The organism is Belliella alkalica, from assembly GCF_022549785.1.
Taxonomy (GTDB): domain Bacteria; phylum Bacteroidota; class Bacteroidia; order Cytophagales; family Cyclobacteriaceae; genus Belliella; species Belliella alkalica.
Genome location: NZ_JAKZGO010000010.1, coordinates 89321 through 115253 on the forward strand (window position 1 = coordinate 89321; position 25933 = coordinate 115253).

The 25933-nt window shown below is 38.0% G+C and carries 24 protein-coding genes; 8 read left to right on the forward strand and 16 right to left on the reverse strand.

All coding sequences use genetic code 11. The features are described 5' to 3' along the window. Positions 1-73: 73 nt before the first annotated feature. The 4 genes from MM213_RS13250 to MM213_RS13265 form a co-directional block, all read right to left on the reverse strand. Positions 74-2608 carry an ATP-dependent Clp protease ATP-binding subunit gene (locus MM213_RS13250; RefSeq protein ID WP_241412916.1) on the reverse strand — a complete coding sequence of 845 codons (2535 nt, stop codon included), beginning with the start codon at positions 2606-2608 and terminating at the stop codon, positions 74-76. An 80-nt stretch (positions 2609-2688) separates the two neighbouring features. After that, positions 2689-3309 (reverse strand): WbqC family protein, encoded by a 621-nt coding sequence (locus tag MM213_RS13255; RefSeq protein ID WP_241412917.1) that lies wholly within the window; start codon positions 3307-3309, stop codon positions 2689-2691. Positions 3310-3367: 58 nt separating this feature from the next. Beyond that, on the reverse strand, positions 3368-3997 hold the full coding sequence (locus MM213_RS13260) for an L-threonylcarbamoyladenylate synthase (protein ID WP_241412918.1): 630 nt from the start codon (positions 3995-3997) through the stop codon (positions 3368-3370). A 50-nt stretch (positions 3998-4047) separates the two neighbouring features. Then, the gene (locus MM213_RS13265) at positions 4048-4458 is read right to left on the reverse strand and encodes a (deoxy)nucleoside triphosphate pyrophosphohydrolase (RefSeq protein WP_241412920.1); all 411 of its coding nucleotides are present in this window, start codon (positions 4456-4458) and stop codon (positions 4048-4050) included. Positions 4459-4535: 77 nt separating this feature from the next. Here MM213_RS13265 and mltG point away from each other — a divergent pair, with 77 nt between their 5' ends. The 3 genes from mltG to MM213_RS13280 are packed head-to-tail and all read left to right on the forward strand — an operon-like array spanning position 4536 to position 6948. Next, positions 4536-5579 carry an endolytic transglycosylase MltG gene (gene mltG, locus MM213_RS13270; protein ID WP_241412922.1) on the forward strand — a complete coding sequence of 348 codons (1044 nt, stop codon included), beginning with the start codon at positions 4536-4538 and terminating at the stop codon, positions 5577-5579. Position 5580: 1 nt separating this feature from the next. Continuing rightward, positions 5581-5988: an acyl-CoA thioesterase gene (locus tag MM213_RS13275; protein ID WP_241412924.1), complete on the forward strand. Its 408-nt coding sequence runs from the start codon at positions 5581-5583 to the stop codon at positions 5986-5988. Positions 5989-5997: 9 nt separating this feature from the next. Next, the gene (locus MM213_RS13280; RefSeq protein ID WP_241412925.1) at positions 5998-6948 is read left to right on the forward strand and encodes a YihY/virulence factor BrkB family protein; all 951 of its coding nucleotides are present in this window, start codon (positions 5998-6000) and stop codon (positions 6946-6948) included. Between the two features lie 386 nt (positions 6949-7334). Here the strand turns inward: MM213_RS13280 and MM213_RS13285 are convergent, their stop codons facing one another. Continuing rightward, positions 7335-8123 (reverse strand): tetratricopeptide repeat protein, encoded by a 789-nt coding sequence (locus MM213_RS13285; protein ID WP_241412926.1) that lies wholly within the window; start codon positions 8121-8123, stop codon positions 7335-7337. Positions 8124-8252: 129 nt separating this feature from the next. Between MM213_RS13285 and MM213_RS13290 the strand changes: the two genes are divergently transcribed. The 5 genes from MM213_RS13290 (at position 8253) to MM213_RS13310 (ending at position 15320) form a co-directional block, all read left to right on the forward strand. Then, positions 8253-8678 carry a heavy-metal-associated domain-containing protein gene (locus MM213_RS13290; protein WP_241412928.1) on the forward strand — a complete coding sequence of 142 codons (426 nt, stop codon included), beginning with the start codon at positions 8253-8255 and terminating at the stop codon, positions 8676-8678. A 23-nt stretch (positions 8679-8701) separates the two neighbouring features. Then, positions 8702-9778, forward strand: coding sequence for a globin family protein (locus MM213_RS13295; RefSeq protein WP_241412930.1), 1077 nt, complete (start codon positions 8702-8704; stop codon positions 9776-9778). Positions 9779-11588: 1810 nt separating this feature from the next. After that, positions 11589-12515 carry a retropepsin-like aspartic protease gene (locus MM213_RS13300; RefSeq protein WP_241412933.1) on the forward strand — a complete coding sequence of 309 codons (927 nt, stop codon included), beginning with the start codon at positions 11589-11591 and terminating at the stop codon, positions 12513-12515. 1617 nt (positions 12516-14132) lie between these two features. Further along, the gene (locus tag MM213_RS13305; protein ID WP_241412934.1) at positions 14133-14510 is read left to right on the forward strand and encodes a hypothetical protein; all 378 of its coding nucleotides are present in this window, start codon (positions 14133-14135) and stop codon (positions 14508-14510) included. Positions 14511-14672: 162 nt separating this feature from the next. Next, positions 14673-15320: a CPBP family intramembrane glutamic endopeptidase gene (locus MM213_RS13310; RefSeq protein ID WP_241412936.1), complete on the forward strand. Its 648-nt coding sequence runs from the start codon at positions 14673-14675 to the stop codon at positions 15318-15320. 1149 nt (positions 15321-16469) lie between these two features. On the opposite strand, the gene hisB is transcribed toward MM213_RS13310, so the two are convergent. The 11 genes from hisB to MM213_RS13365 form a co-directional block, all read right to left on the reverse strand. Then, entirely contained in the window at positions 16470-17564 is a 1095-nt protein-coding gene (gene hisB, locus MM213_RS13315) for a bifunctional histidinol-phosphatase/imidazoleglycerol-phosphate dehydratase HisB (RefSeq protein WP_241412938.1), read from the reverse strand. Next, positions 17561-18613: a histidinol-phosphate transaminase gene (hisC, locus tag MM213_RS13320; RefSeq protein WP_241412940.1), complete on the reverse strand. Its 1053-nt coding sequence runs from the start codon at positions 18611-18613 to the stop codon at positions 17561-17563. The genes hisB and hisC overlap by 4 nt, the downstream gene beginning before the upstream one ends. Then, on the reverse strand, positions 18613-19911 hold the full coding sequence (gene hisD, locus MM213_RS13325) for a histidinol dehydrogenase (protein WP_241412941.1): 1299 nt from the start codon (positions 19909-19911) through the stop codon (positions 18613-18615). Before hisD ends, hisC begins: the two co-directional genes overlap by 1 nt. A gap of 57 nt (positions 19912-19968) precedes the next feature. Then, positions 19969-20829: an ATP phosphoribosyltransferase gene (hisG, locus tag MM213_RS13330; RefSeq protein WP_241412942.1), complete on the reverse strand. Its 861-nt coding sequence runs from the start codon at positions 20827-20829 to the stop codon at positions 19969-19971. Positions 20830-21120: 291 nt separating this feature from the next. Next, complete coding sequence (locus MM213_RS13335) at positions 21121-21696, reverse strand: hypothetical protein (protein WP_241412943.1); 576 nt, start codon at positions 21694-21696, stop codon at positions 21121-21123. After that, positions 21686-22093 (reverse strand): VOC family protein, encoded by a 408-nt coding sequence (locus tag MM213_RS13340; RefSeq protein ID WP_241412944.1) that lies wholly within the window; start codon positions 22091-22093, stop codon positions 21686-21688. The genes MM213_RS13335 and MM213_RS13340 overlap by 11 nt, the downstream gene beginning before the upstream one ends. Before the next feature lie 140 nt (positions 22094-22233). Next, a complete protein-coding gene (locus MM213_RS13345; protein WP_241412945.1) occupies positions 22234-22980 on the reverse strand; it encodes a GDSL-type esterase/lipase family protein in 747 nt (248 codons plus the stop codon). Positions 22981-23071: 91 nt separating this feature from the next. Beyond that, a complete protein-coding gene (locus tag MM213_RS13350) occupies positions 23072-23428 on the reverse strand; it encodes a translation initiation factor (protein WP_241412946.1) in 357 nt (118 codons plus the stop codon). A gap of 4 nt (positions 23429-23432) precedes the next feature. After that, positions 23433-24278 (reverse strand): universal stress protein, encoded by an 846-nt coding sequence (locus tag MM213_RS13355; protein ID WP_241412948.1) that lies wholly within the window; start codon positions 24276-24278, stop codon positions 23433-23435. Positions 24279-24345: 67 nt separating this feature from the next. After that, positions 24346-25260 carry a 1,4-dihydroxy-2-naphthoate polyprenyltransferase gene (locus tag MM213_RS13360; RefSeq protein ID WP_241412950.1) on the reverse strand — a complete coding sequence of 305 codons (915 nt, stop codon included), beginning with the start codon at positions 25258-25260 and terminating at the stop codon, positions 24346-24348. An 81-nt stretch (positions 25261-25341) separates the two neighbouring features. Further along, on the reverse strand, positions 25342-25929 hold the full coding sequence (locus MM213_RS13365; RefSeq protein ID WP_241412952.1) for a glutathione peroxidase: 588 nt from the start codon (positions 25927-25929) through the stop codon (positions 25342-25344). Between the last annotated feature and the right edge of the window lie 4 nt (positions 25930-25933).

Sequence of the window (25933 nt, forward strand, 5' to 3'; positions counted from 1 at the left end):
AGATTTTTATAAACCACAAAAAAAAGCGGCTAGAGTACCTAGCCGCTTTCTGTATTGCATGATCAACTTGATCTTATTCTGCGTTTTCTTTTTTATTCACTGCGATACTTAATTCTTCACCTTCACCAGAATAATCAGCTGTGATAACATCTCCTTCGGAAAGTTCTCCCTTCAGGATTTCTTCAGCAAGTGCATCTTCAAGATACTTTTGGATTGCTCTGTTTAGAGGTCTTGCTCCATACTGCTGATCATAACCTTTTTCAGCTAAGAAGTCTTTCGCTTTATCAGTCAACTCAATTTTGTACCCTAAATCTGTAATTCTTCCGAATAACTTATTCAGGCTGATTTCTATGATTTGATGAATATGTGATTTTTCCAGCGAATTGAATACGACCACATCGTCCAATCTGTTTAAGAATTCTGGACTAAATGCCTTTTTCAAAGCACTTTGGATAGTGGATTTCATCACTTCATCCATATTATCGGTTTTGGCTTTGTTGGCAAAACCAATACCTGCTCCGAAATCCTTCAGATCCCTAACGCCAATATTAGAAGTCATGATGATGATCGTATTTCTGAAATCTACCCTTCTTCCCAATCCATCTGTCAGAATACCATCATCCAATACTTGGAGTAAGATATTGAATACATCTGGATGGGCTTTCTCGATTTCATCCAAAAGAACAACAGAATACGGTTTTCTTCTAACTTTCTCAGTAAGCTGTCCACCTTCTTCGTATCCTACATAGCCTGGAGGTGCTCCTACAAGTCTAGATACAGAGAATTTCTCCATATATTCTGACATATCAATTCTCACAAGAGAATCATCTTTGTCAAATAGGTATGTAGCAAGCATTTTTGCCAACTCAGTCTTTCCAACACCTGTTGGTCCCAAGAAAATGAATGAACCGATAGGCTTCTTTGGATCTTTCAATCCAACTCTTGTCCTTTGAATTGCTTTTGTGAGCTTCTTTATTGCTTCTTCTTGGCCTACAACTTTCCCTTTGAGCTCTTCAGCCATGTTGAGAAGTTTAGCACCTTCTTTTTGGGCAATTCTTTTGGCAGGGATTCCTGTCATCATCGCAATCACTTCGGCTACATTGTCTTCTTCGACTTTATATCTTTTGGATTTGCTTTCTTCTTCCCATTTTACTTTGGCTGTTTCCAGCTGTTCCAAGAGTTTTTTCTCTTTGTCACGCAATTGGGCAGCTTCTTCATATTTCTGGCTTTTTACAACCCTGTTTTTCTCTACTTTAATTTGCTCAACTTCCTCTTCCAGCTTCAAAATATCTTCCGGTACGTGGATATTATTGATATGAACACGAGCACCTGCTTCATCCAAGATATCTATAGCCTTATCTGGTAAAAATCTATCAGAGATATATCTGTCAGAAAGTTTTACACAAGCTTCGATAGCTTCATTGGTATAGATGACATTGTGGTGATCTTCGTATTTGTCTTTGATGTTGTTCAGAATTTGAACAGTTTCTTCTGGAGTGGTAGCATCTACCATCACCATTTGGAATCTTCTTGCCAAAGCTCCATCTTTCTCAATGTACTGTCTGTATTCATCAAGTGTAGTCGCACCTATACATTGGATTTCGCCCCTTGCCAAGGCAGGTTTGAACATGTTGGATGCATCCAAAGAACCACTTGCTCCGCCAGCACCTACGATTGTATGAAGTTCATCAATAAAAAGAATCACATTTGGGGATTTTTCAAGCTCGTTCATCACGGCTTTCATTCTCTCTTCAAATTGACCTCTGTATTTTGTACCAGCTACCAAAGATGCTAAATCAAGCGTCACAACTCTTTTATTGAATAAAACCCTTGATACTTTTTTCTGAATGATTCTCAATGCCAAACCTTCTGCAATTGCAGTTTTACCTACACCAGGCTCACCGATCAAGATTGGATTGTTTTTCTTTCTTCTAGACAAAATCTGCGCAACACGCTCGATTTCCTTTTCTCTACCTATGATAGGATCAAGTTTGTCGTCCTCTGCCATTTTGGTAAGGTCTCTACCAAAGTTATCCAAAACTGGTGTTCTAGATTTTTCGGCACCAGGTTTTGTCGATCCACTCGAGGAACCACTGCCTGAAGAAGAACCGAACAGCTTACTGCCATCCTCGTCCGGATCATCAGCTTCCGCTTTGGATCTCGGACCTGAATCAGTCTGAAACTCCAACATTTCCTTTACGGAATCATAGTTGGTATCGAATTTCTGTAAAATCTGAGTGGCAATATTGTCTTCATCGCGCAAAATAGATAGCAACAGGTGTTCTGTTCCAATCAAAGCGCTTTTGAAAATTTTAGCTTCTAAATAGGTGATTTTTAATACTTTTTCCGACTGCCTAGTCAATGGAATGTTGGCAAGGTTTTTTACATTGTGGTTTGCGGTGCCTTTGACAGCACGCTCCACAGAATTCCTCAATTCGTCTAGAGGAACGCCTAACTTTTTCAATATGGAAACAGCCACGCCTTCACCCTCACGAATCATACCCAACAAGAGGTGTTCCGTACCTATGTAATCATGACCTAAGCGCAAAGCCTCTTCGCGACTTAGTGAGATCACCTCTTTGACTCTGTTTGAAAATTTTGCTTCCATTTATATCCTTTCTAAATGATTTGAAATCTTTACTAATGTTAAAGAATTTGTTTTAAAAACACAATTCTTTTGCGGTTTGTTCAATGATTTTTTTGTGACTTTGCCAAAATATTATTTGATTCTGGTCCAACGCAAAATAATAAATCAATGATACTTAAGTTTGGAACAAAGTCTAAGCCAAACAATTGGCTGTAGGGAGCTGGTTGATAGATGTTCCGATCTTCAAATGGGCTTTTTGAACTTATTAAACCTCTTATGTCAATTGATTCACTGTTTATGTCAGTTTTATTAAGTTTCATTACTTTTATATCCAATTGGAGCAGTTTCAGACAAACTGTCAGTAGTTCCAGGTTGAAATCGGTTAATAAGTCAAACTTTTTTTGAAACACTTCCTCAATGTATGGAAAATAATATTCAAAAAAAGGTGCTTTTCCATAAGCGCTTTGAATTCCTCTCAAATGTACATTCACCCACTTTTGATGATAATCTATTTTGACGAGCTCTGTTTTGACTTTTTTGTTGCCACCCAAAACAGGAATACTTAGTGTTTCCACTTTATTTGCAAGTCTTATCTGGCAGCGATTTCTATAAGTCTGCTTTTGATAATTTTCTTGAATGTCCAATAAAATCATTTTTTCCTTCTGAATAGCTACGAAATATTCAATAGGAGGTAGATAAAATAACTCTGTAATTATTGACATTGGATTTTTGATAAGTGGGGTTTTAATTGGCTTTTGAAATTGTGTTTAAGAAGAATTTTTAAAGTATGTCTTCCAAATTCCCCAAACCTTCTCTCACTACCTCAATCTGATCATTTGTACAATCCAAAATTGTGGATCCAATATTATTGCCATACCCTCCATCAATGACGATATCTACAAGGTGTTGGTATTTTTCATATATCAACTCAGGATCTGTACTATATTCAATTACGTCATCTTCATCTCTGATGGATGTAGTAAGAATTGGTTGGCCCAACTCTTTGACGAGCAACCTTGGGATTGGATGATTTGGAACCCGGATACCGATAGTCTTTTTGTTGCTGTTGAGTATTTTTGGTACAGAAGTATTTGCTTCTAGGATAAATGTATAAGGTCCAGGAAGCGCTTTTTTCATTATTTTGAATACTGGAGTACTCAAAGCTCTCGTATATTCAGAGATATTGCTTAGGTCATAGCAGATAAAGGAAAAATTATGCTTCTTGGCTTTTATTCCTTTGATTTGGCAGATCCTTTCTACCGCGCGCTGATTGTGGATATCACATCCCATTCCATACACCGTATCTGTAGGATATATAATAACGCCACCTGACCTAAGGACATCTATGATTCTTTGGATCTTTTTTGGATCTGGATTTTCCGGATAAAGCTTTATGAATTCAGCAGCCATTTTATTAGAATATTAGGTTAATGGTTTGATTAAGTCTTAATGGAGGATTCTCACCCTTTGTTATTGCAATACTTTTTCACCAATTCGTCCACAATCGGAAGATCTGCTTCTGTCCAATTGAGATTCTGTAGTTCGCAGAAAGCTAACCATCGGACTTCTTGATGTTCTTTGAGTTTCAATTCTCCATCTATATAGCTACAAATAAACGGAATAAGTTCGATTTCTTTTTCTTCGCTGTACTTGTGTCGTGTGGTTTGAAGTGAATCCTGTACTTCAATTTGCAAATTTAATTCCTCGAGGATTTCTCTTTTTATACATGCTTCATCTGATTCTGCAATTTCCACTTTTCCACCAGGAAACTCCCATTGAAGTGGATGGGACATGTTTTTTCCTCTTTGTGCACAGAGGATTTTATCATCTGCCATAATAATTGCGCAGGTCACTCTTAGGATTGCATGCATCAATTTTTGATTTTGATAAGCCCGATGAACAAAATTCCCTATTTTTGCGCTCAATCAAAGAGTTTTCTATTAAAATTATGCTTGAGGATAAAAAAACGAAATACTATCTAATAGGTGTTATCACATTTTCTGTCTTGATGACTTCACTTTCATTCTACTTTTATCAGGCATTCTTTAGTCCAAACACGATTTTGGAAGGTGAAGAACCTTACATGCTCGAAATCCCCAGCAATGCAACATTCAAGAATGTTTCCGATAGTCTTTATAAAGACGAAACAATTCATGATGTGATTACTTTTAGTTTTGTTGCAAAAATATTGGGATACCAAGACAATATAAAGCCCGGGTTATACAAAATCAATCCCAGGATGAGTAATTTGAATGTGGTAAAACTACTTAGATCGGGAAATCAAACACCTGTGAGACTGACTTTCAACAATGTGCGTACGAAAGAAGATTTGGCTGAGAAAATCACTAATAAGATTGAATTGACAGATGATCAGTTTCTTAACTTATTGACAGATTCTGTTAATATCAGAAAGTTTGGATTTGAAGAAGAGACGATTATGTCCATGTTTATCCCAAATACTTATGAAGTTTGGTGGAACACGAGTGCCGAAAATCTATTTGACAGAATGCATTCCGAGTACAAAAAATTCTGGACTGAGGAAAGAAAACAGAAAGCGAATGCGCTTGGATTGACTCAAAATGAAGTTTCTACTTTGGCATCAATCGTACAAGCGGAAACACAAAAAGCTGACGAAAGACCAAAGGTGGCCGGAGTTTACTTGAATAGGTTGAGAATCAACATGCCACTACAAGCAGATCCTACATTGGTTTTTGCTGTCGGGGATTTCAGCATAAAAAGAGTACTGAATGTGCACAAAGAAATTGATAGTCCCTACAATACATATAAGTATTTGGGTTTGCCTCCAGGTCCGATCAATTTGCCGGAAATTTCAGCTTTGGACGCAGTTTTGAATTTTGAGGAGCACAGTTATCTTTATTTTTGTGCCAAAGAGGATTTTTCTGGCTATCATGCATTCGCTACCAATTTGACGGAGCATTTGAATAATGCCAGAAGATATCAAAATGCACTGAATCAAGCTAAAATATATTGAAATGTTCAAGGCAGAAACACAAATAAGGGTACGGTATGCTGAAACAGATCAGATGGGATATGTATATTATGGCAATTATGCCATGTACTTCGAAGTGGCGCGAGTAGAGGCATTGAGATCTGTAGGCTTTTCTTACAAGAAAATGGAAGATGAGGGAGTAATGATGCCAGTTTTGGAGCAATTTACCAAATACCTAAAACCAGGAAAGTACGATGAGCTTCTGACGGTCAAAACTACAATCAAAGAAATGCCTGGTGTTAGGATTTCGTTTGATTATGAGGTGTTTAATGAAAGTGAGGAAATGATCACCCAGGGAAAAACTATTCTGACATTTCTGAAAAAAGATACTCACAGACCGAGTAGACCACCGCAATATTTACTAGATTTATTGAAACCATATTTTGACTAGACTTTTTCAGTGGAAAAAAGAATCAGACTTCTATCAATCAAATTCACCCGCGAGGCAAAAAAGCTTAGGCATATCCATTTTGGAAATCCTGATCAAAACCTCTATGATGTGGGTAAGATTTTTATGGAGCAGATTAGAAAGGACGAAATTATTGAAAGAGCAGGATCCGTTGCATTTAGTTTTACTGTAGCGATGTTTCCATTGTTGCTATTTTTACTAAATGTAATTCCCTACATAGGTTACTTTTTTGAAAATGTTACCACACAGAATATTTTAAGATTTACAGAAGAAATCATGCCAGCGACTATTTACGCTGAAGCCGAATCTACCATCATGGATATAGTGAGTAAGCCACGCCAAAGTTTGCTTTCTTTAGGTTTCTTTCTTGCATTATTCTTGGCAACCAATGGGGTGATCTCCCTTATGAGTGCTTTTAATGCCGTATATAGGACAAAAGAAAATAGAACATTCTGGCAAACAAGGTTGATTGCTGTAGGTATAATCATGGTACTTGTTTTGACTGTCTGTGGTGCAGTTGTTATTATGATACTAGGAAGTAGTGTGCTTTATAGCATTTCAGAATGGGAAATTGTATCTAGCAATCTCTATTATTATTTGCTTGCTTTTTTTAGGTTCTTTGTTTTGCTTGCGGTGTTTATGATCGCTACTGCATACATATTTAGGTTTGCACCTGCTGTACATGACAAGTGGAAATTTTTCTCAACAGGATCTACCACTGCTGGTCTGTTGATTACAGCAGGATTTTATTTGTTTTCCTACTACCTGAATAATTTTGCTACTTATAACAAGCTTTATGGATCCATTGGGACAATGCTGGCTGTGATGTTATGGCTATTTATCACTTCTTTAATCATATTGGTATGCTTTGAGATCAATGTGTCTTTAGACAAAGCTGCCAAGAAAAAAATGGTGACAAGGGCGCTAGAGAATACTTTATGAGATGATATACTAGAGGTGAGAAGCGAGATATGAGAAGGGATGCGGGATGCGAGATATGAGATATCAGACATAAGAAAAAGTTGTCTACGACTACGTGATCTCTCTCCCGAATGCTTTCGGGAAAGAGATCACGTCCCTTTTTGAAACTGGAAAGTTAAAATTGAAGATGGGGTGTTAAATTCAGTATGAGATTTCTCCCCGTAATTCTACGGGGCAGGCTCCTTTAGTCGAAATGACTTGCCTATAAAACGAGAGGATAAGTATAAAAAAAAGTGTCAAGTTATTTCAGGAAGCGACATGATAAACCTACCTTCTGAATTCTAAGAACTCAATTACCTCAATGAACTCCTAGATGGCAGCTTTTATCAAATATCTATTACCCTTCCTCAACAATCCTCCATATTTATCCGAGCAATTTCGCTACCCCTATTTGCCGCTAAGGCTAGGTATCTGCAGGCACTGGGATCGTTCAGCAATTTTTTGCAAAGCCCTAGTTGGGTCAAAGAGTTGACGTGTTCTGGATCTTTTTTGAGATAGGCTTCAAAATCCTCAATTGCCCATTTTACATAGCCGAAGGACATTCTGGCCAATCCTCTATTGTACAATGCAGCAAGGTTTTCCGGGTCATATGTCAGACACATGTTGAAAGAACCAGCAGCTCCATCAGCGATTCCCATTTTTGAACGTGCTATCCCTTGGTAAAAATATGTTTTGGAATCTCTTGGTTTTAGTTTTGCAGCAATTGAAAAAAACTCATCTGCGCTTTTGTAATTTTCATTCATCAAAAATGATCTTGCCAAAAGATAAACTATTTCAAAGTCATTTTCATCATGTTTAGCTGCAATCAATAGATTTTTTTGGGCATTTTCATAATCTTCTATTTTCCAATACAATTTCCCAATACCTCCATAAGCCTGCGCATAGTTCGGGTCTATGCTAAGGATTCTTTTATAGTCAGCCATTGCTTTTTGAAATTCTTCAAGTTCTTCATAAGCTCTTGCTCGAAGGTGAAGCGATTTGATGTCTGTGACGTTAATAAAAAGTGTAGATGAAAATTCAGAGATAGCTTTTTGATAGTCTCCATTTTTAAAATGAATTTCTCCTTCGGAAAAACTACCGAAACAAGAAGTTAGAGCAAAAAGGGCAAGAGCTAAATACTTGGTAATGTTTTTCATAGTAATGGAATTTTATCAAAACTAATAAAATAGCTGATGAATTAAAAAAGAAATTAAAAAATTTTAAAACCTCGCAATCCAGCATGTGCATTCAGGTCGTATATCAGGTGAATAAAAAAATATTGAGCCATGTTTAAAAGAATAATAATCGGATGTCTAGTCATTTTTGCAGCTTTAGTTGTGACTTTGGCGGTGCATATTTATTTGGTAACACAACCAAAAAATAATGGTATGCCTAATATGACAATGAGTAGGATTGATTTTGTAACACAATTAGATTCATTGGAAGCGATCAATGTTAAAAACCATACAAGTCAATTGGATGGTGTAAAGGATGTAAGGGTGAATGTGAAGGCAGGTCATATGGTTTGTCTTTATGACAGGAACAAGCAAGCTCCCCAAGATATTATAGAGTCAATCAGCAAGGATTTCTATTTAGAAGCAAGTTTGTATCAGCCTTCTGATGAAATGTTAGCACAAAGCTGCCCCGCCATCAATAAAAGTTCGCTTACCTACAAGCTTGGAGCCTTTTTCCAAAGAACATTTGAAAATTAAACTAAAACCAAATTTTAATGATTATGAAAAAAGTAAATTACTGGTTAGCCAGTGCTTTGATTGGATCTTTGGTCGTTTTTTCATCATGTAATGATGATGATGACGGACCAGATATGATGGACGATTCGTTTTACACAGTGCAGTTGGGAGGGGAAACGCGAGTTTCGGATCCTAACAATCCTGGACAAATGGTCGAGCAAGGTTTCCTAAACCTAAGGACAGTTGTGACAAATACAGTAATGACTATTGCCACAAATGAAGACGGAAAGTATGATGCACTGCAGCCATATTTCAGTGTATTGTTGAATGAAGTAGGACGTGGAGAGACATCTGGGTTTACTACTTTGGTGGGTGATTTTACTGAATTTTTGGCAGAAGCTACAGGTTCGAGAAACTTCACTTACAGTGGATTGGATATGGAAGCAGCGCATGATCCAGCAAGAAATTCTAGAATGAATGGAAGAATCAACAATGCTGATTATGATTTATTTGTACAGGCAGTAGTAGAAGGTGCTGCTCAGGCAAATATCACATCCAATGAGGTTTTAGGTCCAGTTGGACAATTGTTGGAATCTGTGAGAGAGCCTATTGTGCAGAGAGCAGATAATGAAGGATTGGATCTATATACAAGATTGGGGGGTAGCGGAATGATTGATGTTTCAGGTGATAATGAACCAGAAAGATTGGTAGAAGCTGGTTACGCTCCATTGGAAGCGGTTGTAACAAGTACTGTGATGATTATTGCTGATAATAATGGAGGTAAATACGATGCGCTTCAGCCTTATTTCTCTGTTTTGCTAGCTGAAGTAACTTCAGGTAACAATTCTGGATTCACTACACTGGTAACTGATTTCTCTGAGTTTTTGGCGGAAGCTATAGGTTCTGTAAACATCGAATATTCAGGATTGAATATGGTAGATGCACACAATCCTGCTACAAATTCAAGAATGACTGGATTAGTTTCTGCAGCGGATTATGATCTATTTATTGGAGCAGTGGTAGAAGGAGCAGTAGAAAACAATGTTCCTGAAAGCGTTATAGGAGAATTTGGAGCTTTATTGACAAGCCCAGGTTTGAAAGATGCGATTGTGCAGAGGTAAATTGATTTTAGATATCGATTATATTTAAAAAAAGGCCAGCTTTGAGACAAAGCTGGTTTTTTTTGTCAAAACTTGATCTTGATTTATCTATATATCGTCCATCCCTACGGGACTTTTACCGAGCCGCAAGTTTCGTGGGTCGGTGGGTTGAAACCCACCGTTAAGATGTCTGTCGTGCCGCTGGCACTGGAAAATAGGTGTATCTACTGGAAGTGGGATTTGCTATCAGCTCCATAGGAGCGATCGATGTATTAGTCATGGATTTCAATCCATGGCAAGGAGGTTGGCTATCATACCATGAAGTCCGCTAGGGATAAGTGAGATGGTTTGTTGATCAATCAGTAAAGATATCGTCCGTCCCTACGGGACTTTTACCGAGCCGCAAGTTTCGTGGGTCGGTGGGTTTCAACCCACCGTTAAGATGTCTGTCGTGCCGGTGGCACTGGAAAGTAGGTGTGTTGACTGGAAGTGGGATTTGCTATTAGCTCCATAGGAGCGACCGACGCATTAGTCTTGGATTTCAATTCATGACAAGGAGATTATCATCCAACCGTGAAGTCCGCTAGGGACAAGTTAGATGGTTTGATGATCAATCAGTAAAGATATCTTTCATCCCTACGGGACTTTTGCCGAGTCGTATGTTTTGTGGGTCGGTGGGTTGAAACCCACCGTTATGATGTCTGTCGTGCCGGTGGCACTGGAAAATAGGTGTATCTACTGGAAGTGGGATTTGCTATCAGCTCCATAGGAGCGATCGATGTATTAGTCATGGATTTCAATCCATGGCAAGGAGGTTACCACCCAACCGTGAAGTCCCGTAGGGATGAGCGATAAGGTTTTTGACTAGTGTATTTTGTCTTTCTTTAGCCTCTTCAGGGTCGGAAAGATGAAAGGGTTTTGTTCTTTTATCAATGGTTTTTAACCATTGTTTTATAATGTAACCATTTCATAGTTGGTTGACAAAAGAGACTTGTTTGATTATCAGAAGCTATTAATTTCAAAAAATAAATATCAATAATTAACTACTGCCCTGTAAGGGCAAGAGCTTCTAACAATGGGTGCAGCCCATTGCACAAGATGCTGCTATTATCAGTAATGCCCTGAAAGGGCATCTGAATAATCATGTTTTAGAGATTTCTCTGCTAGCTAATTCGATTTGCCAGAGCGAGATTGGGCAAACCCGATGCCCGGAAAAGGTTGGGAAAAAATGAAAATTTATTTAGATTATGGAAAATTTAAAAGAATTGAAGAGTAGATAAAGTATAAATCAACGCAGTTATGAAAAAGAAAACATTTCAATTTTTAATAATAGTAGCCTCTTTCCTTTTGTCACTGATGATATTCAATGATTGGGATGATTTCAAAAGGGGCTTGAAAGGAGAACGCTCACTCCAAAAAAGTGAAAATACTAATTGACTTATAATTAGTAGTAATTGATATCTTTTATCTATGAGTTTTAATCCAATATCTAATTTAGCAACTGTATATTTTGAGGTTTAACTATTTATTTTCATCCATCCCTACGGGACTTTCCCTTCATCGCAAGTGTCTAAGGTCGGTGGGTTGAAACCCACCGTTAAGATGTCTGTCGTGCCGCTGGCACTGGAAAGCAGGTATATCTAATGAAAGTGGGATTTGCTATTAGCTCCATAGGAGCGACCGATGTATTTGTCATGGATTTCAATCCATGACAAGGAGTTAGCCATCATACCATGAAGTCCGCTGGGGATAAGTGAGATGATTTGATGATCAATCAGCATAACACTATGCTAGCTAATTTGATTTGCTTGGGATAGATTGGGAGTACTCGATGCCCGGAAAAGGTTGGGGAAAAGTGAAGATTTATTTAGATTTTGGAAAATTTAAAAGGACAACGAAGTTATTTAAAGCTGACATGAAAAAGTTCTACTTTCTAATAATAGTTGCATTTTTTGCTTCTTGCAAACCTATTAAAAAAAGTGATTTTTATTTTGATGATCAGGGTTTTCTAGTAGTTGAAATTTCTATAAGTGGGAGTAAAGGGAAATTTATTTTTGATACTTGTGCAGAAGCAACTGTGATTTCAAAAAAATTAGTTAATGACTTAAATTTAGTTCCACACAGACAAATTTCTATAAATAAAACAAAAATAGTTGATGTTGTTTACATTCCTTCTGTTAAGATCAATGGGTTTGAGCTTTTTCAAGTTGAGGCAGCTGTTATAGATATGAATAATGAAACCTTTGGGGAGCTTGGATATGGTGGTATTTTAGGTTTGAATTTAATTTACTTATTTGTTTGGGATTTTGATTTAAAAAACAATTTACTTCAGGTATATAAAAATCAACCTAACTTTCAGAAAAACCTAAATGTCCTTGAATATAAAAAAATTGAACAAACAGGGTTGCCATTCATAGAGATTAATTTAGACTTTTTCAACTCCGATTCCGTTTTTTTTGATACTGGTTTTACAGGGTTTCTTTCAGTTAATAATCTAGTAGATACAGCAAACTTAGACTTTAAAAAAATCACTGAAAATCAAAAATTTGTCTTTGGGGTTGAAAACCAAAAAGTTGCTCACTACTCAGCAATGGAATTTGAATTGTTTGGAAAGTATTTTGAAGAGGAGACTATTATTCACAATATTCATCCAAAGAGGGATAAAGAGCTAATTGGAAATTTATTTGTTCAATCTTTCGATCGATTCATATTTGATCCAAAAAACTCCCAAATTTTACTTTCTCAAGGTGAAAAATGATATTTAAAAATTTTCATATATAAAATGTAATTATAATAATTTTTATTTAAAGAATTGTGGGCGATTTCTAGATAGGTAATCGTCCGTCCCTACGGGACTTTTACCGAGTCGCAAGTTTCGTGGGTCGGTGGGTTTCAACCCACCGTTATGATGTGTGTCGTGCCGCTGGCACTGGAATGCTGGTATATTGATTGAAAGTGGGATTTGCTATAAGCTCCATAGGAGCGATCGACGCATTAGTCATGGATTTCAATTCATGACAAGGAGATTACCATCCAACCGTGAAGTCCGCTAGGGATAAGTTAGATGGTTTGATGATCAATCAGTAAAGATATCTTTCATCCCTACGGGACTTTCTCTGCATCGCAAGTTTCGTTGATCGGTGGGTTGAAACCCACCGTTAAGATGTCTGTCGTGCCGCTGGCACTGGAAAGTAGGTATATCGAATGAAAGTGGGATTTGCTATTAGCTCCATAGGAGCGACCGACGCATTAGTCATGGATTTCAATTCATGACAAGGATTTAGCCATCATACCATGAAGTCTGCTAGGGATGAATGATATGGTTTGAGGTCAATCAGCAAAGATATCATCCGTCCCTACGGGACTTTTACCAAGTCGCAAGTTTCGTGGGTCAGTGGGTTGAAACCCACCGTTATGAAGTCGGTCGTGCCGCTGGCACTGGAAAGTAGATGTGTTGACTGGAAGTGGGATTTTCTATCAGCTCCATAGGAGCGACCGATGTATTAGTCATGGATTTCAATCCATGACAAGGAGATTGCCATGCTGCCATGAAGTCCGCTGGGGATAAGTGAGATGGTTTGATGATCAATCAGTAAAGATATCGTCCATCCCTACGGGACTTTCGCTGAGCCGCAAGTTTCGTGGGTCAGTGGGTTGAAACCCACCGTTAAGATGTCTGTCGTGCCGCTGGCACTGGAAAGCTGATATATCGACTGAAAGTGGGATTTGCAATTAGCTCCATAGGAGCGACCGATCTATTAGTCATGGATTTCAATCCATGACAAGGAGATTACCACCCAACCGTGAAGTCCCGTAGGGATGAGCGATACGGTTTTTGACTAGTGTATTTTGTCTTTCTTTAGACTCTTCAGGACTGGAAAGATGAAAGGGTTTTGTTCTTTTATCAATGGTTTTTAGCCATTGTTTTAATATGTAACCATTTCATAGTTTGTTGACAAAAGAGACTTGTTTGATTATCAGAATCTACTAATTTTAAAAAATAAATATCAATTTTAGACTACTGCCCTGTAAGGGCAAGAGCTTCTAACAATGGGTGCAGCCCATTGCACAAGATGCTGCTATTATCAGTAATGACCTGAAAGGGCATCTGAATAATCATGTTTTAGAGATTTCTATGCTAGCTAATCTGATTTACCAGAGCGAGATTGGGAAATACAGATGCCCAGGAAAGGTTGGTAACTAAAGAAAATTTATTTATTTTGACCAAAATTTAAAGGACATGGGAAAAAAATAAAAGTTAAAATTTTCCTTACTACAGTTGCTGTTTTGTTTATTTATGAAGTAGGTTCTCATTTTCTTTTAGGGTTATTCAGTCCATTTGTTCTGAATTAAAGTTGAAAAATACAGATTCAATATGCTAGAAAGGGATATTATTCTAAGGTGGCTTAGGTCGTTTTCTGAAGGTTTGCTAAGGGTAGTAGGCAAGGTACACATATTGGAAGAGGAGAGAAAAAAAGAATTTGCCAAGTTGTATCAGACCTTTTTCGATATGAATAGAGAATCATTCTTGAAAACAGAAAAGGATGGTTTTTTTGAAGGCTTGTTTAACTCAGATGAAGATCTTCAAATTAGAAAAGAAAAGTTAGTAGCATTGTGTGAATTGATTGAGACTGATTTAAAGTTTGAAAAAAATGAAGAAATTAAAACGAATCTTAGTAAAAAGATTGGGATGTTGAAGGATGTCTTAAATGAGCAATATGGATTTGAGTATTTGGATTTTAATAGATCATGAATTTTTGAGGTCTCGATTATGAAATATTTGGAATACGCATTTTGGTTTTCTATGGCTGTGATATCTATTTGCTTGTTTGCTTATGGATTTGGGTATTTTATAGGAATGAAAGACTGTGTAGAACTTTGCAATAGATAATTAAACTAGTTTAAATAGAAAAATATGAAACAAACCTTTACCAAACTAATAACTTTTCTCAAATCCCCGCATCATAGAGATTCTTTTGGAAACATAAAAGGAAGAGAATTTTTGTATCTGCTTTTGATAGCTTTTGCCATTGTGATTCCTTATGCACTTATTTTGGATTTGGCTGGTGTGGATGAGTTTGACCACAAGTTTGATATTCTTATAAAAAAATATAAATGGCTTTTAGTTATTCTTGGTGTTTTAATTGCTCCTTTGCTTGAAGAACCAATTTATAGGTTGCACCTAGATTTTAAAAAATCATCAATTTGGTGGAGTTTGGGACTCTCTGTTTTTGTAATCAGCGAAGCTTGGATTACCGTAGTTTTGTTATGGATTTGGTTGTTTTTCTTGCTGTTTAAGGTGAACAAAGGTGATCAACCAAACTTAAAGTACAGCGTTTTTATTTCTTCAGCACTTTTTGCACTTGTACATCTAATGAATTTCAAAGAATTCGATTATGCACAATATTTCTATTGGGTGCCTTTTATGGTAGGTGCCCAATTTTTGATTGGTTTAGTACTGAGTTATATTAGGTTGAATTATGGCATGAAATGGGCGATTATTTTCCATGGAGTATATAATGCTATCTTGATCATACCAGCAGTATATTTTTATGAAGTTTGAGCGTGTAATATCGTCCGTCCCTACGGGACTTTTACCGAGTCGCAAGTTTCTTGGGTCGGTGGGTTGAAACCCACCGTTAAGAAGTCGGTCGTGCCGCTGGCACTGGAAAGTAGGTGTGTCGAATGGAAGTGGGGTTTGCTATCAGCTCCATAGGAGCGACCGACGCATTAGTCATGGATTTCAATTCATGACAAGGAGATTACCATCCAACCGTGAAGTCCGCTAGGGATAAGTTAGATGGTTTGATGATCAATCAGTAAAGATATCGTCCATCCCTACGGGACTTTCTCTGCATCGCAAGTTTCTTGGGTCGGTGGGTTGAAACCCACCGTTAAGATGTCTGTCGTGCCGCTGGCACTGGAAAGCTGGTATATCGACTGGAAGTGGGATTTGCTATCAGCTCCATAGGAGCGACTGAGGTATCAGTCATGGATTTCAATACATGACAAAGATATTGCCATCATACCATGAAGTCCGCTAGGGATAAGTGATATGGTTTGATGATCAATCAGCAAAGATATCGTCCGTCCCTACGGGACTTTTGCCGAGTCGCAAGTTTCGTGGGTCGGTGGGTTGAAACCCACCGTTAAGATGTCTGTCGTGCCGCTGGCACTGGAAAGCTGGTATATCGGATGAAAGTGGGATTTGCTATCAGCTCCATAGGAGCGACCGATGTATTAGTCATGGATTTCAATCCATGACAAGGGGTAGACATGCTATCCAAAAGTCCCGTAGGGAAGTGTGATATGGTTTGATAATCAATCAGTAAAGATATCGTCCATCCCTACGGGACTTTTGCCGAGTCGCAAGTTTCGTGGGTCGGTGGGTTGAAACCCACCGTTAAGATGTCTGTCGTGCCGCTGGCACTGGAAAGCTGGTATATCGGATGAAAGTGGGATTTGCAATTAGCTCCATAGGAGCGACCGATGAATTAGTCATGGATTTCAATCCATGACAGGGGGTAGACATGCTATCCAAAAGTCCCGTAGGGACGAGAGATATATTGAGGTCTATCAGCAAATCAACATGCTAGCTAATTTGATTTGCCAGAGCGAGATTGGGAGTAACCGATTCCCAGAAAAGGTTGGGAAAAATGAAAAAGCGAGACAATTTTATTTGCCTCGCTTTTTTTATATTATTTGCCTTGCCTTACAAAACCCCCTTCGTACTCGGGAGTTGATTTAGGGCGTTAAGGTCTCTTTTAACAGCCATTTTGATTGCTCTTGCCATGGCTTTGAAGATAGCTTCTATTTTGTGGTGTTCATTTGCGCCTTCAGCTTTGATGTTGAGGTTGCACTTGGCAGTGTCAGAGAATGATTTGAAGAAATGGTAGAACATTTCTGTAGGCATTTCACCGATTTTTTCTCTTTTGAATTCAGCTTCCCACATCATCCATGGTCGTCCTCCAAAATCAATAGCACACTGAGCCAAAACATCATCCATTGGAAGTAAAAATCCATATCTATAGATTCCCTTTTTATCTCCCAATGCTTTTAAATAGGCTTCCCCAAGTGCCAAAGCTGTATCTTCGATGGTGTGATGTTCATCAATATGCAAATCACCATTGACATGGATTTCTAAATCTGTTCCGCCGTGCTTGCCTAGTTGCTCGAGCATGTGGTCAAAGAAATGCAAACCTGTGCTGATGTTACATTTTCCTGTTCCATCAAGGTTAAGGCTGATTTTGATATCTGTCTCAGAGGTCTTTCGCTCTACTTTAGCTTTTCTAGCGGGAAGTCTTAGAAACTCGTAAATCTCATCCCAAGATTTGGTTGAAAACGTCGCCTCTTCAAGCTTTTCACCAATTAAAATAGATTTGCTTCCTAGATTTTTTGCTAATTGAACGTCTGTCTTGCGGTCGCCTATCACATAGGAGTTGGCTAAATCATAGGTGCCATTTTGATACTCGGTAAGCATAGCAATACCAGGTTTTCTGGTTGGTAGATTTTCATGTTCAAATGAACGATCGATATGGACAGCTGAAAAATTGATTCCTTCATTTTCCAAAGTCTTCATCATTTTGTTATGTGCTGGCCAAAAAGTATCCTCCGGAAATGAATCCGTGCCCAAGCCGTCTTGGTTCGTAACCATGACCAATTCAAAATCACACTCTTCGGCAATTTTTCTCAAATTACTTAATGCCTTGGGATAGAATTCTAATTTTTCAAGACTATCCACCTGATAGTCCGTGGGTGGCTCGATGATGATCGTGCCATCGCGATCTATAAATAATACTTTCTTCATGGTTTAAATAGGTTTAATGCTTTTAAAAAGGCTTCATTCTCTTCTCTAGTACCAACTGAGACTCTTAGGCAATCTTCACAGAGAACTACTTTTGACCTGTCTCGGATGATGATGGTTTGTTCGATTAAGAACTCGTAAATAGCCCTAGCACCATCGACTTTGATCAAGATAAAATTGGCATTTGAGGGGAAGATTTTTTTGACGAATGGAAACTTAGAAACCTCAGCTTCCAAAAATTGCCTCTCTACAAATGTATCTTTCACTACTTGGTGAATAGCATCAGCATTTCCCAAAGCTTCCAACACTTTCTCCTGAGTCAAGCCTGAGATGTTGTACGGAGGCTTGATCAGGTTAAGGATTTTGATGATTTTTTCAGATGCGAATGCCATTCCAATTCGCAAAGATGCCAATCCCCAAGCCTTAGAAAAAGTCTGCATGACTAGAAGATTGGGATATTTTTCCAATTCTGTGGTGAAACTAGGTTCGTCACTGAAATCAATATAAGCTTCATCCACCACTACCAAACCATTGAAATTATCTAGAACCTGATAGATGTCTTTTCTATTGACCTTGTTACCACTTGGGTTATTTGGTGAGCAGATGAAGATGATTTTTGTACTTTCATTCACTGCTTCAAGAATTGCATCAGGACGAAGCTGGTAATCTTCTGTAAGATTTACTTTTTGGATTTCAATATCATTGATCCCCGCACTTACTTCGTACATTCCATAAGTTGGCGGTAGCAAAATGATGTTGTCTTGTCCTGGAATGCAAAATGCCCGCATCAGCAGGTCTATAGCCTCGTCGCTGCCATTTCCTAAGAAAATCTGGTTGGCAAAGACATTTTTGACCTCGGCGAGTTTTTGCTTGATATCCAATTGGTATGGGTCTGGATACCTGTTGAAGCTGCCGGATGCCATAGATCCAAAAGGGTTTTCGTTGGCATCCAAGAAGATACCCGCCTTGCCTGAGTATTCATCCCTCGCTGATGAATAAGGCTTGATATTGGCGATATGTGGTCGGAGTAGTTTTTCTAAATTAAAGGCCATTACTGATTTTCCTTTAAGTAGTTAAGACGGATGGTTACTGCATTTTTGTGCGCTTCAAGCAGTTCGTTTTCAGCCATTATTTCTATGGTAGGACCAATGTTTTGGATTCCTTTTTCGCTGATCTTTTGATAGGTGATTTTTTTGGTGAAGCTATCAAGTGATACGCCACTGTAATTTCTCGCATAGCCGTAAGTTGGCAAGGTGTGGTTTGTACCAGAGGCATAGTCACCTGCTGATTCTGGAGTGAAATTCCCTATGAAAACAGACCCTGCATTTTTGATTCGAGACACCACATCTTCTTCGTCTGCTTCATTTACACAGATGATCAAATGTTCAGGTGCATAGTCATTGATCAAGTCAATAGCCTTGTCTTGATTGGGGATTACTACCGCCACAGAATTTTCCAAAGCTCGCTTAGCAATTTCTTTTCTAGCTAACTTTTCTACTTGGGTATTTACTTCCTGCATCACTCTTTGCGCTATTTTTTCCGAAGACGCTACCAAGATCACCTGAGAATCGATACCATGCTCGGCTTGTGACAATAGATCAGACGCTACAAATGAAGGAATGGCAGATTCATCGGCATATACGAGAACTTCTGAAGGGCCAGCTGGCATATCGATGGCAACTCCCTTTTTCACTGCCAGTTGCTTGGCGGCCGTTACATATTGATTTCCAGGGCCAAAAATTTTGTCCACAGAAGGAACAGATTCAGTGCCATAAGTCATTGCTGCCACTGCTTGTGCTCCGCCTACTTTGATGATTTTGTCTATGCCAATCAGATCTGCTGTGAAAAGGATCGCAGGGTGGATATTACCTTCTTTGTTTGGAGGTGTACAAAGTACAATTTCTTCACAACCGGCAATATTTGCAGGAATGCCAAGCATCAATACCGTAGAAAACAAAGGTGCTGTACCTCCAGGGATGTATAGTCCGACTTTTTGGATGCCAACAGTCTTCCGCATGCAAGTGACACCTTCCATCGTCTCCATGATCAAATCGGGAGTTTGCTGTGCCTCGTGAAATTTTTCGATATTCACTTTTGCCTGAATGATAGCTTTTTGTAATTCTTCTGACACCAATAGCTTTGCTGTAGCAATTTCTTCCCTGCTTACAAGAAGGTTCTTGATACTCACATGATCATATTCCAATGCAAATTTCTTCAATGCTTTATCCCCTTGCCGCTTCACTTTGCGCATGATTGGCTTGACGATTTTTTCTATGTCTTTGGATTTTTGTACTGGTCTTGCCAGTTCTGATTTCCATTCTCCTCGAGGAGGATTGACTAATATTTTCATGGTTTTTGAATTTTTCTTTGGGAAAAATTGTGAATTAAATTCTTGGGGTTTTGCTGATCAAAGCACCATTTTCTCAATAGGCACTACTAGGATCCCCTCGGCTCCAGCGGCTCTCAGCTCTTCAATATTTTCCCAAAACTGATCCTCGCTCAATACCGAGTGAACAGATGACCATCCTTCTTCTGCCAATGGCAAAATGGTAGGACTTCTCATTCCCGGAATCAAAGAGATTATTCTGTCTAAAGACTTGTTTGGAGCATTGAGAAGTACATATTTATTGCTTTTTCCTGTTTGCACTGCACTCATTCTGAAAAGCAACTTGTCGACAATAGATTTTTTCTCTTGGCTTAAGTTTTTGTTGGAAATCAATACAGCTTCAGATTTGAATATCTGCTCCACTTCTTTCAATCCGTTCATCATCAAGGTAGAACCTGAGCTTACGATATCACAGATACCTTCAGCAAGCCCGATGCTTGGCGCAATTTCTACCGATCCAGAGATTTCATGGATTTCAGCTTTGATATTTTTTTCTTTGAGGTAATCGCCAAGGATTTTTGGATAGGAGGTAGCAATGTTTTTTCCGTCAAAATAATTGATTCCGGGATAATCCTCACCTTTTGGGATTGCGAGTGAAAGCCTGCATTTTGAAAAACCTAGTTTCTTCAAAACATTGACATCTTTGTCTTTTTCTACGAGTTCATTTTCACCAACTATTCCCAAATCAGCTACTCCATCAGCTACATAGCCTGGGATATCGTCATCCCTCAGAAATAAAAATTCGATCGGGAAATTGGTGGATGTTGATTTTAATTTTCCTGTTCCATTATAGAACTTGATGCCACATTCTTTGATAAGGCTTAATGAATCTTCGCTGAGTCTTCCGCTTTTTTGAACGGCTATGCGGATTATGTTTTCCATGTATGCAATATACGTTTAGTAATACAAAACAAATAAATGATTTGGATGATAGGGCTGTATAAATATATCAACAGCCTCTCCTTGGGCGATATGTAAATGTTGTTCCTCCTTAAGAGGAATGATGGATATGATGAACAGTTCCAGCATGAGCTGTAGCCAAAAATAAGTCGATATGGAGAAAATTTCTGTTCATTGATGTGCGCAAAGTTAAAGACCAATTGTTAACAAGCAAAAGTTGGGGAATGTTTTTCTGAAATAATTACAGATATGGAGAAAATTCGGTATGAAAACTTAAAAATACCCGCTTAATATTCCGAAAAGCAAGCCATTCATGCTTCCAATAGTTAATTCTTGCAATGAATGTCTTCCCAAATATTTTCTTGACCATGCGATCAATACACTAAAAATCAAGAAAAACACACCCAGGTAAATTGCAACTCCAAATAATTTGGCAGAAATAAACATGGCGATAGCCAGGTGTAATGACGCTTTCACTTTCAGATTTACCAAACTCATACTGATCAACATCATCAAAAATGAAAGAGTAGTTAAAATCACGACATCAGGAAATTTCAAAATGTAGAAAAAAATCAAACAAATTAAAAAAAGCAAAATACTGAATGGATAGAAACTTCTTCTTTGCTGCTGGTTGGAAACATCAAAGTTGGAGTACGAACCATTTCTTGTTTTGATCCAATTATGGATGATGATAGGGAAGGTTACAATGGATAAAATTGAAGCTGAGATGATCATAGCGGTCTCTTTCTCCAAATCATGAAAAGAAATGAAGATAACATACATCGTCCCAATCATCAGTGGGTGACCAATTATGGAAATGGTTTTTGCAATATTTAATTTACGCATCATTTTTCGCTGGTTCTATCAAATCCCAAAGGTTTCCATACAGATCCTCAAAAACTACAACTTTCCCAAAGCTTTCTGAAGACCTGTCTCTGAAAATCTTGATGTTGTGTTTAATCAGATTTTCATAGTCTCTTTCAAAATCGTCGGTGTGTAAAAATAGAAAAACTCTACCACCAGTTTGGTTTCCTATTGCATTCTTTTGTTGTTCTCCCACAGCTTTGGCAAGCAGGATGTGGCAGTTTGATTCAGTAGCGCCCGGAGGAGCTATTCTTACCCATCTTTTGGAATCGGAGATTTGGGTGTCTTCGAGTAGTTTGAAATTTAATTTTTTTGTGTAAAAATCAATGGCATCATCATAATCATCGACGATCAAAGCAAACTGTGCAATATATTGAGTCATGTGTGTTGGTTGAAATATTATGAACTTTTGTAAATCCAAAAACGATGTTGATTTCGTAAATGGTTATATAAATCAATAATACCTTTTACTAGAAGGTAAACAGGTTTAGTTTGTGGTTCAATTTTTCAGTAAAAAGGTGGCTAGGTTTGGTCACCTTTTTCTTTGATATAGATTGATACCAAGTCAGTCATCAGCCTATAACCTACATCAGAAGGGTGGATTCCATCTGTTGCAAAAAAGGCTGCTTCATATTTTTCGTTTTGATTGATAAAACTGACCTTTGGGTTGTTTTTAGCTATGTTTTTCACTTCCAAACTCAGTATTTCTCTATGGATTTTCAGAAAAAATCTGATGATTTTTGGGATCGCAGGGAAATGATGGACTGGCGGAATAAGCGGTATGATAAATTGCTCGCATGATTTTTCTTTCTTGACAAAAAGGATAAAGTCATTTAGTCCTTTAGTGAATTTTGTAGGTGAAGAGAATTGGAAGCAGTCATTTGCACCTATGAGCACAATACATTTTCCAAAAGAATCAGGTAATTTACTTTCATTCTTTTCGTACAAAGTAAGGAGTCTTGATGATTTCAAACCGTTTTTACCGACATTGAAAATGTTGTAATTGTCAAGCAACGTTTCTGCCATCATTGATCCGAAAGTAGTTTCCTTTTTGCTTGCGCCAACTCCAGCAGCAGTGGATTCACCGATTATAAGCAAATTTGGATTTGAGCTGTTTGTGCCAAACTCCAAGTATTCGCTATGTGGAGGGAGTTTTATGATGTTTTTGCGAAGTTTGTTTCCAGCAGATTTCAAAAAAGGATAGCAAGGAATAAGCAGCAAAATCTCAAAGAGGTACAATGTTCTTGATTTGAGAATATTCAAATTCATCTTGTTTGTTTAAAAAGAGAAAACAAATTGGTTCAAAAGTTTACAGATCGCCTAAAAATAGACGATCTGTTTTATGTTGTTTTTATAATAATCAGCCACCTGATTTTTTGGCTTTATAGCCAGCGGCTTGTAGAATGGTGACTACTTTGTCCCTGTGGTCACCTTGAATTAGGATTTCATTGTCTTTGGCACTTCCTCCAACACCACATTTGTTTTTGAGCATCTTGCCCAAATCCTTTAAGTCATCTTCTGTACCTACAAATCCTTCGATCAATGTCACTTGTTTACCTCCTCGAGATTTTTTGTCAAGCATCACTTTGAGGTTTTGCTGCTGAGGTGGAAGTGTGTTTTGTTCATCACCGTCTCCTAAGTCAAACTCAAAGTTATCACTTGTGGAGTAAACTACTCCATCTCTTTTTTTCCAATCGTTGTTTTTACTTTTTGCCATTTTTTTATTTCACTTTCATTGTCCATACCGGTCTTTTGGCATGATTTACTACATCTTCGGCGATGCTTCCACTTAGCAGATGCAAGAAGCCTGTTCTGCCATGAGTTGCCATTGCAATCAAGTCTGCATTCGAATCTTCGGCAAATTCTATAATTCCTTCTTCTTCTGAAGAACTGTTAAATACTTCCATTGAGTAGTTTTCGAGCTGATGTTCTTTTACAAACTCCTCCATAGTTTTTTTGGAACTGCGTGTGTTTTCGAACATACTTGGAGTATTTATTTTAACCAAAGCTAATTCAGCTTCCAACACGGATACTAGTTTTTTAAGTTTATTAACCACCTTGGCTGCACTTTCTCCAAAATCGCTCGCAAAAACTATTTTCTTGATCTCATTTATGTCTCTTTTGTCTTTGACAGTGATGACAGGACAAGAGGCATTTCTCACAATCTTTTCTGTATTGCTACCTATCAAAAGCTCCTCTAGCCCACTTGTTCCTTTGGAACCCATGACAATTAAGTTTGCATCAAAATCAGTCACTTCTTTTGTGATTCCTGCATAAGGGTTGCCAAATACCAGTTTTGTCGAAAATTTGTAATCAACATTTGAATGTAAGGCTTCGATTTCTGCTAGTTGGGTTTTTCGTTTTTCGATCAGCTCGATTACATAAATCTGATCGATTTCATTGCCGGACTCTACCGTTCCCATCGTCCCGAGGGAAGTCATGGTGGGTGCTTCTAAGACATGCAGTAACTTGAGGTGAGCTTTGGTTTTTGAAGCCAATCCTTGAGCAAATTCAAGGGCATTTTGTGCTTCTTTAGAAAAATCATAAGGTACGAGGATAGTTTTCATGGTGATTGTTTTGGTTTAGATTCAGGAAAATACAAAAAATAAGTAATCAAGTTAAAGGTTTGACCAATTAATTAAAAATAAAGAAACCTATCCCAAATGCAATTACCCAAAGTAATGTAGAAATCGCCATTTTTTTGAGATAAGGGTCTATCATTGCAGAATTTTCACCCTGACTTACTCCAACAGCTACTCGAATCATTAGGGGAGAAATCAAAATTGGGAAAAGAGACCAATAAGAATTTTGAATGATAGCGAATACGATGATTGTGATGTTGCCACCAAGAATAAGACTCCAGTTATATTTTACGGCAGCTTTTTTCCCAATTCTGACGGGAATAGATTTCTTGCCTGCTTTGGTGTCGGATTCTATATCCCTGATATTATTGATATTCAAAACTGCTGTGCTGAACATTCCCAAAGAGACAGCTGGTAATAAATTGATCCAATCAAAACTCAATGTGTGGAGAAAATACGTTCCAGATACTCCAAGTAACCCAAAGAATAGAAAAACAGAAATGTCTCCAAGTCCAGCGTATCCATAAGGTTTTTTGCCAGATGTGTAAGTCACTGCAGCTATAATAGCTAAGATTCCCAATCCTAAGAATAGAAAGAAAAGTCTCCAATCATTCAAGCTGATATAAAGTAAAATCAAACCGCTGACCAGAGAAAGAACTGCAAAAAGAATCATCGCTTTCTTCATTTCCGAAAGGCTAATTACTCCTGATTGCACCGCTCTGATAGGGCCTTTCCTGTCGATGCTATCTGCTCCATGTACACTGTCACCATAGTCATTTGCTAAATTGGACAGTATTTGAAGGAAAATGGTGGTGATAGCTGCTAGAATGAATATTTCCAACCGAAAGCTATTGTTTGAGGCAGCGAGAATGGAGCCCATCAAGATGCTCGACAAAGCCAAAGGTAAAGTTCTCAGTCTAATAGCATGAAGCCAAGCTTGTTTTTTACTCGCAAGAGTGATTTCCACGTTGTGTTTTTTTTTGCTAAAATAATAAAAAGACCTGTTTTCCTAAGAAAACAGGTCTAAAATTGATTAGAATCCTAAAAATTAGGATTTTATAAGGTTGATAATTTCATCATCCATTGGGTTTACTGATGAGGCGAAGAACTTTTTCAATTCACCGTTTTCATCGATAAAGTATTTGCAGAAATTCCAACTTGGCTCTTTATCATTCCAACCATTTAGGTCTTTGTCGGATAGCCACCTATACAAAGGGTGTTTGTCAGCACCTTTGACAGATATTTTGTCAAACATCTGAAAAGTCACTCCATAATTTGTGCTGCAGAACTGCTTGATATCTTCATTGGTTCCCGGCTCCTGTCCTCCAAAATTGTTTGCAGGAAATGCTAGGATGACCACCTTTTCTCCATATTCTTCATTCAATTTTTGAAGATCTTCATACTGTGGTGTATATCCACATTTGGAAGCGACATTGACCAATAGGAGTTTTTTACCTTTGAATTGGCTGAAATCGACTTCATTGCCATCGATATCATTTAGCTTAAAATCGTAAATAGATTTTTCCATGATCATTTTGTCTAAGGTTAGTGGATCTGAATTTTGTGGTTCTTTTTTTTGTACACTTGAAGTACAAGCAAAAGCAATCAGTACGAGAATTGCCAATAAGTTTTTCATAGTA